This is a genomic window from Lysobacter sp. M2-1 (assembly GCF_022662495.1).
GTDB lineage: Bacteria > Pseudomonadota > Gammaproteobacteria > Xanthomonadales > Xanthomonadaceae > JAKPBU01.
On sequence record NZ_JAKPBU010000001.1, the window covers coordinates 496890 to 511798 of the forward strand.

The 14909-nt window shown below is 69.8% G+C and carries 16 protein-coding genes; 15 read left to right on the plus strand and 1 reads right to left on the minus strand.

Features of this window, described 5'->3' with window-relative positions:
• Positions 1-48: 48 nt before the first annotated feature.
• From MC375_RS02175 to MC375_RS02195, 5 genes are all read left to right on the plus strand, one after another.
• Positions 49-1098 carry a PLP-dependent cysteine synthase family protein gene (locus MC375_RS02175; RefSeq protein ID WP_242102931.1) on the plus strand — a complete coding sequence of 350 codons (1050 nt, stop codon included), beginning with the start codon at positions 49-51 and terminating at the stop codon, positions 1096-1098.
• 221 nt (positions 1099-1319) lie between these two features.
• On the plus strand, positions 1320-1472 hold the full coding sequence (locus MC375_RS02180; protein ID WP_242101636.1) for a hypothetical protein: 153 nt from the start codon (positions 1320-1322) through the stop codon (positions 1470-1472).
• A 17-nt stretch (positions 1473-1489) separates the two neighbouring features.
• Positions 1490-3019: a copper-containing nitrite reductase gene (gene nirK / locus MC375_RS02185; RefSeq protein WP_242101637.1), complete on the plus strand. Its 1530-nt coding sequence runs from the start codon at positions 1490-1492 to the stop codon at positions 3017-3019.
• A gap of 2 nt (positions 3020-3021) precedes the next feature.
• Complete coding sequence (locus MC375_RS02190) at positions 3022-3798, plus strand: formylglycine-generating enzyme family protein (protein WP_242101638.1); 777 nt, start codon at positions 3022-3024, stop codon at positions 3796-3798.
• Complete coding sequence (locus MC375_RS02195) at positions 3795-4382, plus strand: SCO family protein (RefSeq protein ID WP_242101639.1); 588 nt, start codon at positions 3795-3797, stop codon at positions 4380-4382. The genes MC375_RS02190 and MC375_RS02195 overlap by 4 nt, the downstream gene beginning before the upstream one ends.
• 17 nt (positions 4383-4399) lie before the next feature.
• Here the strand turns inward: MC375_RS02195 and MC375_RS02200 are convergent, their stop codons facing one another.
• The gene (locus MC375_RS02200) at positions 4400-5635 is read right to left on the minus strand and encodes a DUF4010 domain-containing protein (RefSeq protein WP_242101640.1); all 1236 of its coding nucleotides are present in this window, start codon (positions 5633-5635) and stop codon (positions 4400-4402) included.
• Between the two features lie 146 nt (positions 5636-5781).
• On the opposite strand from MC375_RS02200, the gene ccoN reads away from it, so the two are divergent.
• The 10 genes from ccoN to MC375_RS02250 are packed head-to-tail and all read left to right on the plus strand — an operon-like array spanning position 5782 to position 14864.
• A complete protein-coding gene (ccoN, locus tag MC375_RS02205; protein ID WP_277929272.1) occupies positions 5782-7281 on the plus strand; it encodes a cytochrome-c oxidase, cbb3-type subunit I in 1500 nt (499 codons plus the stop codon).
• A 9-nt stretch (positions 7282-7290) separates the two neighbouring features.
• Entirely contained in the window at positions 7291-7923 is a 633-nt protein-coding gene (gene ccoO / locus MC375_RS02210; protein ID WP_242101641.1) for a cytochrome-c oxidase, cbb3-type subunit II, read from the plus strand.
• A 3-nt stretch (positions 7924-7926) separates the two neighbouring features.
• Positions 7927-8067, plus strand: a complete 141-nt coding sequence (locus MC375_RS02215; protein WP_242101642.1) for a cbb3-type cytochrome c oxidase subunit 3 — start codon at positions 7927-7929, stop codon at positions 8065-8067.
• Entirely contained in the window at positions 8067-9014 is a 948-nt protein-coding gene (ccoP, locus tag MC375_RS02220) for a cytochrome-c oxidase, cbb3-type subunit III (RefSeq protein WP_242101643.1), read from the plus strand. Before MC375_RS02215 ends, ccoP begins: the two co-directional genes overlap by 1 nt.
• Before the next feature lie 16 nt (positions 9015-9030).
• Positions 9031-9354 carry a hypothetical protein gene (locus tag MC375_RS02225; RefSeq protein WP_242101644.1) on the plus strand — a complete coding sequence of 108 codons (324 nt, stop codon included), beginning with the start codon at positions 9031-9033 and terminating at the stop codon, positions 9352-9354.
• Between the two features lie 31 nt (positions 9355-9385).
• Positions 9386-10939 (plus strand): 4Fe-4S dicluster domain-containing protein, encoded by a 1554-nt coding sequence (locus MC375_RS02230; protein WP_242101645.1) that lies wholly within the window; start codon positions 9386-9388, stop codon positions 10937-10939.
• Positions 10936-11493, plus strand: a complete 558-nt coding sequence (locus tag MC375_RS02235) for a FixH family protein (RefSeq protein ID WP_242101646.1) — start codon at positions 10936-10938, stop codon at positions 11491-11493. Before MC375_RS02230 ends, MC375_RS02235 begins: the two co-directional genes overlap by 4 nt.
• A 2-nt stretch (positions 11494-11495) precedes the next feature.
• The gene (locus tag MC375_RS02240) at positions 11496-13976 is read left to right on the plus strand and encodes a heavy metal translocating P-type ATPase (protein ID WP_242101647.1); all 2481 of its coding nucleotides are present in this window, start codon (positions 11496-11498) and stop codon (positions 13974-13976) included.
• On the plus strand, positions 13973-14152 hold the full coding sequence (gene ccoS, locus MC375_RS02245; RefSeq protein WP_242101648.1) for a cbb3-type cytochrome oxidase assembly protein CcoS: 180 nt from the start codon (positions 13973-13975) through the stop codon (positions 14150-14152). The genes MC375_RS02240 and ccoS overlap by 4 nt, the downstream gene beginning before the upstream one ends.
• Positions 14142-14864: a sulfite exporter TauE/SafE family protein gene (locus MC375_RS02250; RefSeq protein ID WP_242101649.1), complete on the plus strand. Its 723-nt coding sequence runs from the start codon at positions 14142-14144 to the stop codon at positions 14862-14864. Before ccoS ends, MC375_RS02250 begins: the two co-directional genes overlap by 11 nt.
• The last annotated feature ends 45 nt before the right edge of the window (positions 14865-14909 follow it).

Here is a 14909-nt window from a genome sequence, read left to right on the forward strand (position 1 = left end):
ACGATCGATGCGCCGATCCGCGGCGGCGATGCGGCGCGCGACTGGACGCTGGCGGCGCTGGCCACGTTGCGCCAGGAAGCCGCGCGCTCTGCCGACACCCACCTGCTGCGGCTGGATTTCCCCGGATTCCCCGGCATCGCCTTCTACTTCAAGGACGAAGCCTCGCATCCCACCGGCAGCCTCAAGCATCGTCTCGCGCGGTCGCTGTTCCTGTACGCGCTGTGCAACGGCCGGCTGCATGAAGGCCAGAGGGTGGTCGATGCCTCCTCCGGCAGCACCGCCATCTCCGAAGCCTGGTTCGCGCGCCTGCTCGGCCTGCCGTTCGTGGCGGTGATGCCGGCCTGTACCGCACCGCGCAAGATCGCGGACGTCGAAGCACTGGGCGGCACCTGCGATCTGGTCGGCGATCCCGCCCAGGTGCACGCGCGCGCAGCGTGGCAGGCCGCGCGCGGCGCCTGCCACCTGGACCAGTTCGGCCTGGCCGAGCGCGCCACCGACTGGCGCGGCAACAACAACATCGCCGAATCGATCGTCGGGCAGATGGCGCAGGAGCCCGCCCCGGAACCTGCATGGATCGTCTGCGGAGCGGGCACCGGCGGCACGTCGGCGACGATCGGGCGTTACCTGCGCTACCGCGGGCTGCGCACGCGGCTGTGCGTAGCCGACCCCACCGGCAGCGGCTTCGCCAACGGCTGGCGCACGCGCGATCGCGCTGCAACCGCAACCGGGTGCACGCTGATCGAAGGCATCGGCCGGCCGTGCGTCGAACCCGGATTCGTGTTCGAAGTGGTGGACGCCGTGGTCGAGGTGCCGGACGAACATTCGATCGCCGCGGCATGGCTGCTCGAAGACCTGTTCGGGCGCCGCTACGGCGGATCGTCCGGCACCAACCTGGTCGCATGCCTGCAGCTCGCGGCCGCGATGCGGGCGCGCGGCGAGCATGGCAGCATCGTCAGCCTGCTGTGCGACCGCGGGGAGCGTTACGAGGGCACGTTGTTCGATCCGGCATGGCTGCGCGGGCGTGGGGTCGATCCGTCCGGCGCGCTCCAGCATTTGCGCGCGTGCCTGCGCAGCGGCGAGCCGCCGTTGTCCGCATGAGCAGGTGGGGCGCGGCGGCCGTCCTGACCGGTACCCGCATTGGGGCCCGCCCGTTGGATCCAGGCATGGGCAACCCCGCTGCTCTTGACGCGGATCAACCGCCAGGCGCGCCGGCCGGCTCGTTCGCATGCGGTTGACCCAGATCACGTCGGTCGCGATTGCGGGGGCTCAGACTGCGCGACATTGAAAGTCCGTCCATGCTGCAGCGCCAGGAACCCACAATGAAAGCCGTCACTCCACACCAACGCCTGCTCATCACCGCCGTGCTCGCGGCCGTGCTGGCCGCCGTGATCACCGTGCATGCCGGAACCTCCGGCAGCACTCCTCCACTCGTCGCGGGCGCGCAATCCGCGGGGATGTCCGTCCCGTTCTGAACGCAAGGGAGTTGGCAATGAAAGCTGTGATCGGGAATCCTCGTTCGTTGTTCCTCGCCGCCGCACTTGCTGCGTTGGCCCTTGCCGGTTGCGACCGTCAACCGGGCGAGACGGCCACGGCAGCCACATCGCCGGCTGCCGATTCCGGCGGCTCGCAAAAGGGCGATTTCGGTCCGCCACAGGGCCCGGAGATCAAGGCCGTGGTCACCAGCCCGCCGATGGTCCCACCTGCAACCGGCCGCAAGGCGCCGGCCAAGGTCATCGTCCAGCTCGATGTGGTCGAAAAGGACATGGCGATTTCCGAGGGCGTCACCTACACCTTCTGGACGTTCGGCGGCACGGTGCCGGGCAGTTTTATCCGCGTACGCCAGGGCGACACGGTGGTGTTCCATCTGCGCAACATGCCCGACAGCAAGATGCCCCATAACATCGACCTGCACGGCGTTACCGGCCCGGGCGGCGGCGCGGCATCCAGCTTCACTGCGCCCGGCCACGTCAGCCGCTTCACGTTCAAGGCGCTCAACGCCGGCCTGTACGTCTACCACTGCGCGACCGCGCCGGTCGGCATGCACGTGGCCAACGGCATGTACGGTCTGATCCTGGTCGAGCCGCCGGAAGGCATGCCGCCGGTCGACAAGGAGTACTACGTGATGCAGGGCGACTTCTACACCACGGGCAAGTACCGCGAGAAAGGCCACCAGCCCTTCGACATGGAGAAGGCGATCGAGGAGCACCCGACCTACGTGCTGTTCAACGGCCAGGAAGGCTCGCTGACGGGCGACAAGGCGCTCAAGGCCAAGGTCGGCGAGACGGTGCGCCTGTACGTGGGCAACGGGGGACCGAACCTGGTGTCGAGCTTCCACGTGATCGGCGAGATCTTCGACAAGGTCTGGTTCGAGGGCGGGACGCGCTTCCAGGAGAACGTGCAGACCACCCTGATCCCCGCCGGCGGCGCAGCGATCATGGACTTCCACCTCGAGGTCCCGGGCAGCTATGTGCTGGTCGACCACTCGATCTTCCGCGCCTTCAACAAGGGCGCGCTTGCGATCCTCAAGGCCGACGGCCCGGAGAACAAGGCCATCTACTCGGGCAAGGAGGTCGATGCCGTGTACATCGGCGATCGCGCGCAGCCGAACATGGAGGCGGTGGCGACCGCCGCCGCGGCCGCAAAGACCGGCGACCTGACCGTGGAAGAGCAGATCGACGCCGGCAAGGCGCTGTTCGCCGGCACCTGCTCCACATGCCACCAGCCGGAAGGCCAGGGCATGGAAGGCGTATTCCCGCCGCTGGCCAAGTCGGACTACATCGCCGCCGATCCCAAGCGCGTGCCCAATGCGATCCTGCACGGACTGGTCGGGCCGGTGACGGTCAACGGCAAGGACTACAACTCCAACATGCCGCCGATGAGCCAGCTCACCGACGACGAAGTGGCCAACATCTCCACCTACGTGCTCAACAGCTGGGGCAACCCGGGCGGCCGCGTGACCAAGGAAGAGGCCGCCGCGATCCGCGCGCAGAAGCCGGCCAACGCGTCCGAAGGCCACTAGCCATGCGTGCGGCCTGGCTTGCCCTGCTGATCGCGCTGCCCGTCGCCGGCCTTGCCGGCGACGTGGCCTCGCGTTACGCGGGCCTGCCAGGCGGTCTGTTCCAGTCCGCACTGAGCTACGAGGATGCCAAGGACGGCGTGCGCGTCGCGCCGTTCGCGCTGATGCGCAGGCCGGTGACGAATGCGCAGTTCCTCGCCTTCGTGCGCAGGCATCCGCAATGGCGGCGCGACCGCGTCGCCGGGATCTTCGCCGAGCAGCGCTATCTCTCGCACTGGCAGTCCCCGGTCGAACTGGGCCCCAGGGCGCAGCCGCAACAGCCGGTGGTGTGGGTGAGCTGGTTCGCCGCCAATGCCTATTGCGAATCGCTCGACGCGCGCCTGCCGACGTGGTCGGAATGGGAATACGCAGCCGCGGCGGACGAAACCCGCACCGACGCGCGCCAGGACCCGGCCTGGCGCGCGCGCATCCTGTCCTGGTATTCGCGCCCGTCGAACACCGCGCTGCCGCGCGCCGGACTGCAGGCGCCCAATGCCTATGGCGTGCAGGACCTGCATGGCCTGGTGTGGGAATGGACCGACGACTATTCCTCGCTGCTGGTCTCCGGCGACAACCGCGAGCAGGGCGATCCGGACACCATGAAGTTCTGCGGCGCCGGCGCGCTGTCGATGGACGACCGCGAGAACTACGCCGTCCTGATGCGGGTGGCGATGCTCTCGTCCCTGGAAGCCAGCCATGCGACCGCCAACCTCGGCTTCCGCTGCGCCAGGAGCGCGCCATGAATCTTCGAACCGTGTTGCTGACCGCGTGCGCCGGCATCGCGCTGACGCTGTCCCAGGTCGCACTCCCGGCGGCGCCTGCCGCCCTGCCCGCCGACTCGGTCTACCAGCTGCCGCTCAGGCTCACCGACCAGGCAGGGCGCAGTTACGACTGGTCGACGCGCCGCGGCAAGCCGCAGCTGGTCTCGATGTTCTACACGTCCTGCCAGTACATCTGCCCGTTGATCGTCGAGTCGGGCAAGGCGATGGAAAAGCACCTGACTCCGGCGCAGCAGCGGAATCTGGGCATCCTGTTGCTGAGCATGGATCCCGAGCACGACACGCCCAAGGCGCTGCAGGCCGTGGTCGACAAGCGCCGCCTCGACACCGCGCGCTGGACGCTGGCATCGCCGCCGCCCGGCCAGGTGCGCGCGCTCGCCGGCGTGCTCGGCATCCGCTACCGCCAGCTCGCCGACGGCGAGTTCAACCACACCAGCGCGCTGGTCCTGCTCGATGCCAACGGCCGCATCCTCGCCCGCACCGAGCGGGTCGGAAGCCGGCCCGACCCGGAGTTCCTGGCCGCCGTGCGCAAGGCGACCGGCCCCTAGGGCCTGCGGACCGGCACTCAGCCCCACCGCGCGGCCGCGGCAAAGGCCGCGACCATGCCCAGGATCCCGGGCATGAGCCGCAGTGCGTAGGCGCGTCCCCCGGTGAGAAAGGCCAGTACCAGTTTGCTCACCGAGTTGGCCAGCAGCGCGAGCGCGATGCCGGGCACCGCGGTGTGCGTGTCGATGCGCCCCACCGCGACCAGCTGCGCAGCCGAAGCCGCGGCGGCATGCACGTCGGCCAGGCCGGACGCGGCCAGCGACCATTCCAGACCGGCATCGCCCAACCAGGCCTGCATGGCCGCCGACAGCAGCATCACCGCAGCGACCACGGCGACGAACACCAGCGCATGCCGGGGCTCGAACGCGCGCCCGGCCAGGCTGGTGCCCTGCGCGTCGACCTTGTGCGTCGCCCGCGCGGCCACCAGCGCGAAGCCGACGATCACCGCGCCGGCTGCGGCCAGCGGCAGCCACAGCGCCTGGAGCAGCGGTAGCGACAGGGCGCCGGCGATCACCGCCAGCTGCACGATCGTGCTCACGTTGGACACCACGCCCGCGCCAGCACAGGCGGTCGCGAGTTCCGGGTGTTCGCGCGCGCGCGTGCCCATGCTGGCGATCGTGGCGGTGCTCGAGGCGAAGCCACCCGCCAGTCCCGCCAGCAGCAGGCCGGTGCGTGCGCCGAATGCGCGCAGGGCGACGTGGCCGGCGGCATTGATCGCCATCACGATCACCGCCAGCAGCCACAGCTTGCGCAGGTTGAGCACCTGCCAGGGATCGATCGCGCGGTCCGGCAGCAGCGGCAGCACGATCGCGGCGGCGGCTGCGAGCAGCAGCGCATCGTGCAGTTCCTGTTCGGTCAGCACGGTCCGGGCGAAGCGGTGCACGCGCGACTTGGCCGAGAGCAGCAGCGTCACCGCCACGCCCAGCCCCGCGGCGAGCGCGACTTCGCGCATCGCCAGCACGCCCAGCAGGAACACCACCAGCATCGCCACTTCGGTGGTCAGCCCCGGGTCCCGCGCCCGGCTGGCGCGATAGCTGGCCAGCGCGGCCAGGGCCGTGAACGCGCCCGCCACCGCGATGCCGACCCCGCCCACGCGCTCGGCCACCGCACCGGCGAGCGCGATCAGACCGAAGGTGCGTACACCTGCAGCCCCGCGCGTAACGCCCTCACCCTTGCGCCGCTCGCGTTCGATCCCGACCAGCAGGCCGATGCCCAGCGCGGCGGCCAGGCCGAAGAAGCTGTCGATGTCCGCCATGGCGGCAGCTTCGGCGACACGTCCAGGCAGCGCAAGCCACGATTGAACGGCAGCGCCTGCACTCCCAACGGAGCAGTTTGATCTGGATCAAGAAGCCCCGGGACCCCGCACCCAACACTACGCGGCGTCGAACCGAGCCCTTGCCCATGACTCCCAATGACGCGATTTCATCCGACCGCCTGAGCGGCACGACGCTGGGCGATGCACCACCGCCGGCCTTCGGCGCCTACAACGACAAGGTGGTGTTCCAGTTCACCATCGCCACGGTGGTCTGGGGCATCGTCGGCATGCTGGTGGGCGTGCTGATCGCGGCCCAGCTGTACTGGCCGACGCTGTTCGAGGGCATCCCCTGGCTCAGCTACGGGCGCCTGCGCCCACTGCACACCAATGCGGTGATCTTCGCTTTCGGCGGCAGCGCGCTGTTCGCCACCTCGCTGCACGTGGTCCAGCGCACCTGCCACGTGCGCCTGCTCAGCGACCGGCTCGCGGCATTCGTGTTCTGGGGCTGGCAGGCGGTGATCGTGGCGGCCGCCGTCACCCTGCCGATGGGCCTGACCCAGGGCAAGGAATACGCCGAGCTCGAATGGCCGGTCGACTACCTGATCACGGTCGTCTGGGTTTCCTACGCGGTGCTGTTCTTCGGCACCATCGCCAAGCGCCGGGTCAGGCACATCTACGTCGCCAACTGGTTCTACGGCAGCTACATCATCGCCGTGGCGCTGCTGCACATCGTCAACAACATCGCGATCCCGGCCGGATGGGGCAAGTCGTACCCGGTCTACAGCGGCGCGGTCGATGCGATGGTGCAGTGGTGGTACGGGCACAACGCGGTGGGCTTCTTCCTGACCGCCGGCTTCCTCGGGATGATGTATTACTTCGTGCCCAAGCAGGCAGGGCGCCCGATCTATTCCTACCGCCTGTCGATCGTGCACTTCTGGGCGCTGATCGCGGTGTACATGTGGGCCGGTCCGCACCACCTGCACTACACGGCGCTGCCGGACTGGGTGCAGTCGGTGGGCATGGTGTTCTCGCTGGTGCTGCTGGCACCGTCGTGGGGCGGCGCGCTCAACGGGATCATGACCCTCTCCGGGGTGTGGCACAAACTGCGCACCGACCCGATCCTGAAGTTCCTCATCGTCGCGATCAGCTTCTACATGATCGCCACCTTCGAGGGGCCGATGATGTCGATCAAGACGGTCAACTCGCTCTCCCACTACACCGACTGGACCGTGGGCCACGTGCATGCGGGCGCGCTCGGCTGGGTGGCGATGATCTCGATCGGCTCGATCTACGCGCTGCTGCCGCGCCTGCTGGGCCGCGAAGGCATGTACTCGAGCAAGTGGGTGGACTGGCACTTCTGGATCCACACGCTCGGCGTGGTGTTCTACATCGCCTCGATGTGGATCGCGGGCGTGATGCAGGGCCTGATGTGGCGCGCGACCAATGCCGACGGCACCCTGACCTACAGCTTCGTCGAGTCGCTCAACGCGACCTATCCCTACTACCTGGTGCGCTTCGGCGGCGGCGTGCTGGTGGTCGCCGGCATGCTGCTGATGGCGTGGAACACATGGAAGACCTGCGCCGCGGCGAGGGTGACCCTGGGCCAGGCGGTGCTGCCCCCCGATCTGGCCGATGCGCGTGCCTGAGGAAGCGAGATGAGCGAGAACAAGACCAAGCCGAATCCGCACGAGAAGATCGAGAAGAACGTCGGCCTGATGGCGGGGCTGATCGCGATCGTGGTGGCCTTCGGCGGCCTGGCCGAGATCGTGCCGCTGATGCACCAGGCCGAGGCGATCGAACCGCTGCCCGGGGTGAAGCCCTACCCCGCGCTGCAGCTGGCCGGACGCGATGTCTACGTACGCGAGGGCTGCTACAACTGCCACTCGCAGATGGTGCGCACGCTGCGCTTCGAAACCGAACGCTACGGCCATTACTCGCTGGCGGGCGAATCGGTCTACGACCGTCCGTTCCAGTGGGGCTCCAAGCGCACCGGGCCGGACCTGGCGCGGGTGGGTGGGCGCTACTCCGACGACTGGCACCGCGTGCATCTGATCAATCCGCGCGACGTGGTGCCCGAATCGAACATGCCCTCGTTCCCGTGGCTCGCCGAGAACGGCCTCGACGGTCACCAGGTCACACGGCATATGCGCGCCCTGCAGCGATTGGGCGACCCCTACAGCGACGCCGAAATCGGTCGGGCGGCGCAGGACGTGGCCGGCAAGACCGAACTCGACGCCGTGGTCGCCTATCTGCAGGCGCTCGGCAAACAGGCACCGCGGGGAGACTGAGCCATGGTTTCGGGAATCGTGACGGCCACCTTGCTGGTGGTGTTCATCGCCGGATGGGCCTGGGCGTGGAGCCCGCGCCGGCGCCGCGACTTCGAGGAAGCGGCGCGCCTGCCGCTGGATGACGGCAACGGGGAGGATGCGTGATGAGCGGCGCCTGGTCCTGGTACGTGATCGCGCTGATCGTGCTCAACATCGGCGGCTGCGCATGGCTGCTGTGGTGGACGGCGAAGCGCCGCCCCGGGGATCCGCTCCCGGAAGACACCAGCCATGTGTGGGACGGCGATCTCACCGAATACAACAAGCCGTTGCCCAAGTGGTGGATCAACCTGTTCTGGATCACGATCGTGTTCGGGCTGGCCTACCTGGCCTGGTATCCGGGCTTCGGCGCTTTCGCCGGTTACGGACGCTGGTCGTCGCAGGCCGAACACGACAAGCAGAAGGCCGCCGACGATGCGAAGCTCGAATCCACCTTCGCACCGTACAAGGGCCGGCCGATCGACCAACTGGCCGGCGACCCGGCCGCACTGAAGCTCGGCCGCTCGATCTTCAACAACACCTGTGCGACCTGCCACGGCTCTTCGGCGCAGGGCGCGATCGGCTACCCCAACCTGGCCGACGATATCTGGCACTGGGGCAGCACCCCCGACGCGGTGCTCACCACGGTGCTGGACGGCCGCGAGGGCGTGATGCCCGAATGGGGCACGGTCCTCACCGGCATCGGCGGCGAAAACGCCGTCGACTACGTGGTGGCCTACGTACGTACGCTTTCGCAGCCGCAGGGCTCGCTGCACAACGACTACATGGCTGCGCAGGGCAAGTCGCTGTACGAGGGCGTGTGCGTGGCCTGCCACGGCGTTGAGGGCAAGGGCAACCCGGCCATGGGCGCACCCGACCTGACCGACGACTACTGGATGTACGGGGACAGCAAGGAATCGCTGCACCAGACCGTGGCCACGGGCCGCCGTGGCTCGATGCCCGCGCATCGCGCCCTGCTCGGCGAAACCCGCGCGCGCCTGGCGGCGGCCTATGTCTGGTCGCTGTCGAAGGGCCAGGCTCGCGGCGCTGCGGGCGCGCAGCCGGGTGGCCGATGATGGACGCTGGGCGCGCATGAGCGCATCGATCCCGCCGCGCGTTCCGGAAGCTGGGCCCGTTGCCGCGCCCGGCTTCGACCATCCGCGCCGGCCGCTCGCGCAGCGGCTGGGCGCGATCCTGTGGCCGAGCTTCTTCGCCGCGGGGGTGGCGACCATGGAGTTCTTCGCCTTCGTCGATCCGCTGGCGCTGCGCGACCTGACCTTCCCCACGCTGCCGCTGACGCGCGGGCTGGGCTATACGGTCGGCTTCTTCATGTTCTGGCTGGCGACCGCGTCTTCCAGTCTGTTCACCTGGTGGCTGCTGCGGCCGGCGAGCCGCTTCAACCGCGCGCTGCGCTGAGCGCGGGTTTCGTGCCGAACTGGAAACACCGGTGACCAAGTCCATCGACATCGCATTGGCAGACGAAGCCGGCTCGTTCTACGTCAGCGAACGCAAGGTGTATCCGCGCGACGTGCACGGCCGCTTCGACCGCCTGCGCACGGCGGCGGTGATCTGGCTGCTGGGCATGTTCTACGCGTTTCCGTGGCTGCGCTGGGACGGCCGCCAGGCGGTGCTGTTCGACCTGCCGGCGCGCAAGTTCCACGTCTTCGGCCTGACTTTCTGGCCGCAGGATTTCCCGCTGCTGGCGCTGCTGCTGATCATCGCGGGCGTCTCGCTGTTCTTCTTCACCGCCCTGGCCGGACGGCTGTGGTGCGGCTATGCCTGCCCGCAGACGGTATGGACCGAGACCTTCCTGTGGATGGAACGCTGGACCGAAGGCGACCGCAACGCGCGCATGAAGCTGGACGCCGCGCCATGGTCGGCGCGCAAGCTGCTGCGCAAGGCGGCCAAGCACTCGCTGTGGGCGGTGTTCGCGCTGTGGACCGGCTTCACCTTCGTCGGCTTCTTCACCCCGATCACCGAACTCGGTGCGCGCCTGGTGCCGTTCGCCGGCTCTGGACCCGCGTGGAGCGGCTGGGAGACGTTCTGGGTCCTGTTCTACGCATTTGCGACCTGGGGCAATGCCGGCTTCCTGCGCGAGCAGGTGTGCAAGTACATGTGCCCGTACGCGCGCTTCCAGAGCGCGATGTTCGACCGCAATACCCTGCTGATCGCCTACGACCCGATGCGCGGCGAACCGCGTGGGCCGCGCAGGCGCGGGCTGGGCGATGTGCTGCTGCGCGGGCGTGGCCTGCTCGACAAGATCACCGCTTACGACTACGTGTTCCGCGCGAGCCGTCACCCCAGCGCCGCGGATGCGCGCGCGCACGCCAAGGGCACGATCACCTTCGACCGGACCGAAGCCGAACCGCTGCCGGCCTTCACCAGCGAGCAGCTGGGCGACTGCATCGACTGCACCATCTGCGTGCAGGTGTGTCCGGTCGGCATCGACATCCGAAATGGCCTGCAGTACGAATGCATCGCCTGCGGCGCCTGCGTGGATGCCTGCGACGAGGTGATGGACAAGATGGGCTTCGCCCGCGGACTGGTCCGCTACACCACCCAGAACGCGCTCGACGGGGAACCGACCCGGGTCCTGCGCCCACGCGTCTTCATTTACGGGCTGCTGCTGCTGGCACTGCTGGGCGCGTTCGCCTGGGGCGTGGGCACGCGCACGCCGCTGATCGCCGAGGTCCTGCGCGATCGCAACGCGCTGTACCGCGAGACCGCCGGCGGCATCGAGAACAGCTACACGCTCAAGCTGGTGAACAAGACCGAACGCGCCCAGCGCTATCTGGTCGAGCTGCGCAGCGACGATGCCGGGCTCGCGCTCAAGCCGATGTCCGCGATCACCGTGCCCGCCGGCGATGTCGCTGCCATGCCGCTCATCGTGACCGCGCCAGCCGGCGCCTCGGGCCGACACACCGTGCATTTCGACGTGCGCGCAGCCGATGGCAGCGCCAGCCAGGCGATCGAGAGCAGTTTCTTCGGACCCGTACGATGAGCCCCCGCATCCACCCAACTGCACCCGACTCCGGACCCGACCCCAAACCCGGCAAGCGCCCGGCGTGGCGCGAACCCATGGTCTGGCTGGTGGTCGCGATTCCGGTCGCGGCGATCGCCGCCACGATCACCATGCTGGTGGTGGCCTCGCGATCCTCGGGCACCAACGATGTCGTCGACGACACGGTCCGGCGCACCGCCCAGGTGCAGGTGGCCGACCTCGGGCCCGATGCCGTGGCGCGGCAGATGCGGCTGAGCGCGATCGTGCGCGCCGATACCCGCGGCACGGGCGCCGTCGAGGTGCTGCCGGTGCAGGGCGGTTTCGATCGCAGCGCCACCCTCGCGCTCACCCTGCACCATCCGTCGCAGGCCGGCCTCGACCGCAGCTTCGTGCTTGCGCCTACCGCCACCGGCTGGCGCGCGCAGGGCGCCGTGGACCTGTCGCACGACTGGAACATCCAGGTTGCGCCGTCCGACCGTCGCTGGCGACTGCAGGGGCGCTGGACGGCCCGGCAACGGGCGGCCTATCTGCAGCCTGCGATCGCCGGGAACTGAACGTGGCCACGATCTCCGCAACCGGAAGCCTGCTCGATGCGCGCGGCGCCGCGCTCGCCGCGCGGGTCTGCTTCCACTGCGGCGAGCCGCTGCCCCCCGCTGCGGCGCACGCACGCATCGACGGTGCCGAACGCGCCTTCTGTTGCGACGGCTGCGCCGCGGCGGCGCTATGGATCCGCGATGCGCAGCTGGGCGACTACTACCGCCTGCGCAGCGAACCGGGCATGCGCGTGTCCGCCGACGATGCCGGCCTTGAACTGTGGGATCGCGAGGAAATACTGGCCGCGCATGCGCGCGCGATCCCCGGCGGGTGCGAGCTGACCCTGCTTGCCGACGGCATGCGCTGCGCCGCCTGCGCCTGGCTCATCGATCGCGCGCTGGCGCGCGAACCCGGCGTGCTCGAAGCCAGCGCGAACGCGGTCACGGGGCGCATCCGCATCGCCTGGGATCCGGCGCGCACGCGACTGTCCGCGCCGCTGCGCCGGCTGATCGCGCTCGGTTACCAGCCGTACCTCGCCACCGGCGAGGCGCGCGAGCGCGCACGCCGCAGCGAGCGCAATCGCTGGCTGCTGCGCCTGGGAGTCGCGGGGCTGGGCGCGGTGCAGGCGATGATGTTCGCCGAGGCCCTGGTCTGGGGCGGGGCGTCCGCTGATCCGGCCGCGAACATGTCGCTGGCGATGCGCGACTTCCTGCGCTGGGTCACCTTCCTCGTGTCGACGCCGGTCGTGTTCTATGCGGGATGGCCATTCCTCGCTGGCGCGGCGCGCGAGCTTCGCCAGCGGCGCCTGGGCATGGACACGCTGATCGCCAGCTCCACCCTGCTCGCCTACTTCGCCAGCCTGATCGAAACGCTGCGTGGCGGTCCGCAGGTCTGGTACGACGCGGCGGTGATGTTCGTGTTCCTGCTGCTCGCCGCGCGCATGCTCGAGCAGCGGGTGCGTGGCATCGCCACCGCCCAGGTGGATGCCCTCGCCCGTGCGCGCCCCGTCTTCGCCACGCGCGAGCGCGCCGACGGCAGCCGCGAACAGGTGCCGCTGGAAATGCTTGCCGAAGGCGACATCGCCCGCATCGCGTCCGGCGAATCGGTACCGGCCGACGGCGTGCTGCTGGACTGCGAGGCCTGGTTCGAGGAAGCCCTGCTGACCGGCGAATCGCACGCGGTGCACAAGCGCGCCGGGGCGCCGGTATTCGCCGGGACGGTGTGCCGCGACCGGCCTGCCCGCATCCAGGTTAGCGCCACCGGCAGCGCCACCCGGCTATCGCAGCTCGCGCGCCTGGTCGAACAGGCGCAGGCGCATCGCCCACCGCTGGCGCGGGCGGCGGACAGGATCGCGGCGTGGTTCGTGTTCGGGCTGATGCTGGCGGCCGTGGCGACCTATCTGGCATGGCGCGCCTACGATCCGTCGCGCGCGTTCGAAGTGACCCTGGCCCTGCTGGTGATCAGCTGCCCGTGCGCGCTGTCGCTGGCGATCCCCGCTGCGCTGGCCGCGGCCAACGGTGCGCTCGCCCGCCTGGGCGTGCTGCCGGTGCGTGCCGATGCGCTGGACCGGCTCGCGCGCGCCACCGATGTCGTCTTCGACAAGACCGGCACCCTGGGGGACGGCCGTCCGCAGATCGCGGAAATCGAGTCGTTCGGCGCCCTGCGGCGCGACCAGGCGCTGCGTATCGCAGCGGCGCTGGAGCGCGACAACCGGCATCCGCTGGCGCGGACGTTCCTCGACGCGGACGGCGCGGCGCATGGCCTGGTCGCCAGCGAGGTCGTTGCCGTTGCCGGTCGCGGCATCGAAGGCCGGGTCGATGGCATCCACTGGCGCATCGGCGCGGCGGGATTCGCCTGCGCTCGCCAGGACGATGGCGCGATCTGGCTCGGAGATGGCCACCAGGCGGCCGCCCGTTTCGTGGTGCGCGAGCGCGAGCGCGGCGACGCCCGCGCGGCGCTGGCCGCCCTGCGCGGCGAAGGCCTCGAGCTGCACCTGTCCAGCGGCGACGGACACGCGGCCGTTGCCCGGATGGCCGCGCGCCTGGGCATCGACGCCGCGCACGCGCGGCAGACGCCCGAGACCAAGCTGGCCTACGTACGTGAGCTGCAGCGTCAGGGACGCGTGGTGGCGATGGTCGGCGATGGCATCAACGATGCGCCCGTGCTCGCGGGCGCGGATGTATCGATCGCCATGGGCGAAGGCGCGGCGCTGGCCCAAGGCACCGCCGATCTGGTTCTGGCGTCGCCCACGCTGGCCCGCATTCCTGCCGCGATCGATCTGGCGCGGCGCACCCGGCAGATCGTGCGCCAGAACCTGGCGTGGGCGCTCGCCTACAACCTACTCGCGCTGCCGCTGGCAGTGGCGGGTCTGGTGACGCCGTGGCTGGCCGCATTGGGCATGACGGCTTCTTCGCTCGTGGTGACGCTCAACGCACTGCGGCTCGCGCGCTCCACACACTCCGACACCGTACCCACTGCCGCCCCTGCCCAGGTGCGCGCATGAATATTCTCCTGCTGCTAGTGCCGCTGAGCGTGCTGCTGCTGGCCGTGGCCGTGTGGGCATTCGCCTGGGCGGTGCGGCGCGGGCAGTTCGACGACCTCGATACGCCGGCGATCGATATCCTCGCCGACGACCGCGCGCCAACGCCGCCAGCCGCGGAGCACGCCGATGCCGATTGACTGGCTGGTGATCGGTGGCGCCCTGCTCAGCGGGCTGCTCGGTGGCGCGCACTGCGCGGCGATGTGTGGCGGCATCGCCACCGGCCTGTCGCTGCAGCAGCGCGGCGGCTGGTGGATGGCGCTGCAGCCCAATCTCGGCCGCATTGCCGGCTACGTCCTGGCCGGAGTCGCGGTGGGCGGGATCGGCCATGGCCTGCTCGATCTGGCCAGCCTGCCGCCGCTCACTACCGCGCTGCGCGCCGCGGTGGGCGCGGTGCTGATCGTGGCGGCGTTGCGCCTGCTCGATCGCCGCGGCCGGCTGTCCTTCCTCGGCGCCTCCGGCGGACGTCTCTGGCAGTGGCTGCGGCCACTGCAGCGACGTTTCCTGCCGGCCGATAACGCGGGCAAGCGCATCGCGCTGGGTGTGCTGTGGGGCTGGATGCCGTGCGGGCTCAGTACCACCCTGCTCGCAGCGGCCTGGCTGCAGGCCAGTGCGCTGCATGGCGGACTGACGATGGCCGCGTTCGGGTTGGGCACGCTGCCGGTGATGCTGCCGCTCACCTGGGCCGGGGCGCGCGTGGGACAACGATTGCAGCGCGGTGGCTGGCGTACCGCAATGGGCCTGTGCGTGCTGTTCGCCGGCGTGCTGACCCTGGCCGCACCGCTGCTGATGCAGACGCCCGCGCTGCACGGCGTGCTCGCGGCACTGGGCTGCCGTAGCCTGCCGGCATAAAGACCTCGAACAATCCGTTCGTCCCGCGTTTGCGGGGCCTGTCGC

Coding starts and splice junctions, on each gene's coding strand:
- nirK (WP_242101637.1), top strand. CDS start 1,490: ATGAAAGCTGTGATCGGGAATCCTCGTTCGTTGTTCCTCGCCGCCGCA.
- ccoS (WP_242101648.1), top strand. CDS start 13,973: ATGAATATTCTCCTGCTGCTAGTGCCGCTGAGCGTGCTGCTGCTGGCC.
- MC375_RS02235 (WP_242101646.1), top strand. CDS start 10,936: ATGAGCCCCCGCATCCACCCAACTGCACCCGACTCCGGACCCGACCCC.
- MC375_RS02225 (WP_242101644.1), top strand. CDS start 9,031: ATGAGCGCATCGATCCCGCCGCGCGTTCCGGAAGCTGGGCCCGTTGCC.
- MC375_RS02190 (WP_242101638.1), top strand. CDS start 3,022: ATGCGTGCGGCCTGGCTTGCCCTGCTGATCGCGCTGCCCGTCGCCGGC.
- MC375_RS02200 (WP_242101640.1), bottom strand. CDS start 5,635: ATGGCGGACATCGACAGCTTCTTCGGCCTGGCCGCCGCGCTGGGCATC.
- MC375_RS02195 (WP_242101639.1), top strand. CDS start 3,795: ATGAATCTTCGAACCGTGTTGCTGACCGCGTGCGCCGGCATCGCGCTG.
- MC375_RS02180 (WP_242101636.1), top strand. CDS start 1,320: ATGAAAGCCGTCACTCCACACCAACGCCTGCTCATCACCGCCGTGCTC.
- ccoN (WP_277929272.1), top strand. CDS start 5,782: ATGACTCCCAATGACGCGATTTCATCCGACCGCCTGAGCGGCACGACG.
- MC375_RS02250 (WP_242101649.1), top strand. CDS start 14,142: ATGCCGATTGACTGGCTGGTGATCGGTGGCGCCCTGCTCAGCGGGCTG.
- ccoP (WP_242101643.1), top strand. CDS start 8,067: ATGAGCGGCGCCTGGTCCTGGTACGTGATCGCGCTGATCGTGCTCAAC.
- ccoO (WP_242101641.1), top strand. CDS start 7,291: ATGAGCGAGAACAAGACCAAGCCGAATCCGCACGAGAAGATCGAGAAG.
- MC375_RS02215 (WP_242101642.1), top strand. CDS start 7,927: ATGGTTTCGGGAATCGTGACGGCCACCTTGCTGGTGGTGTTCATCGCC.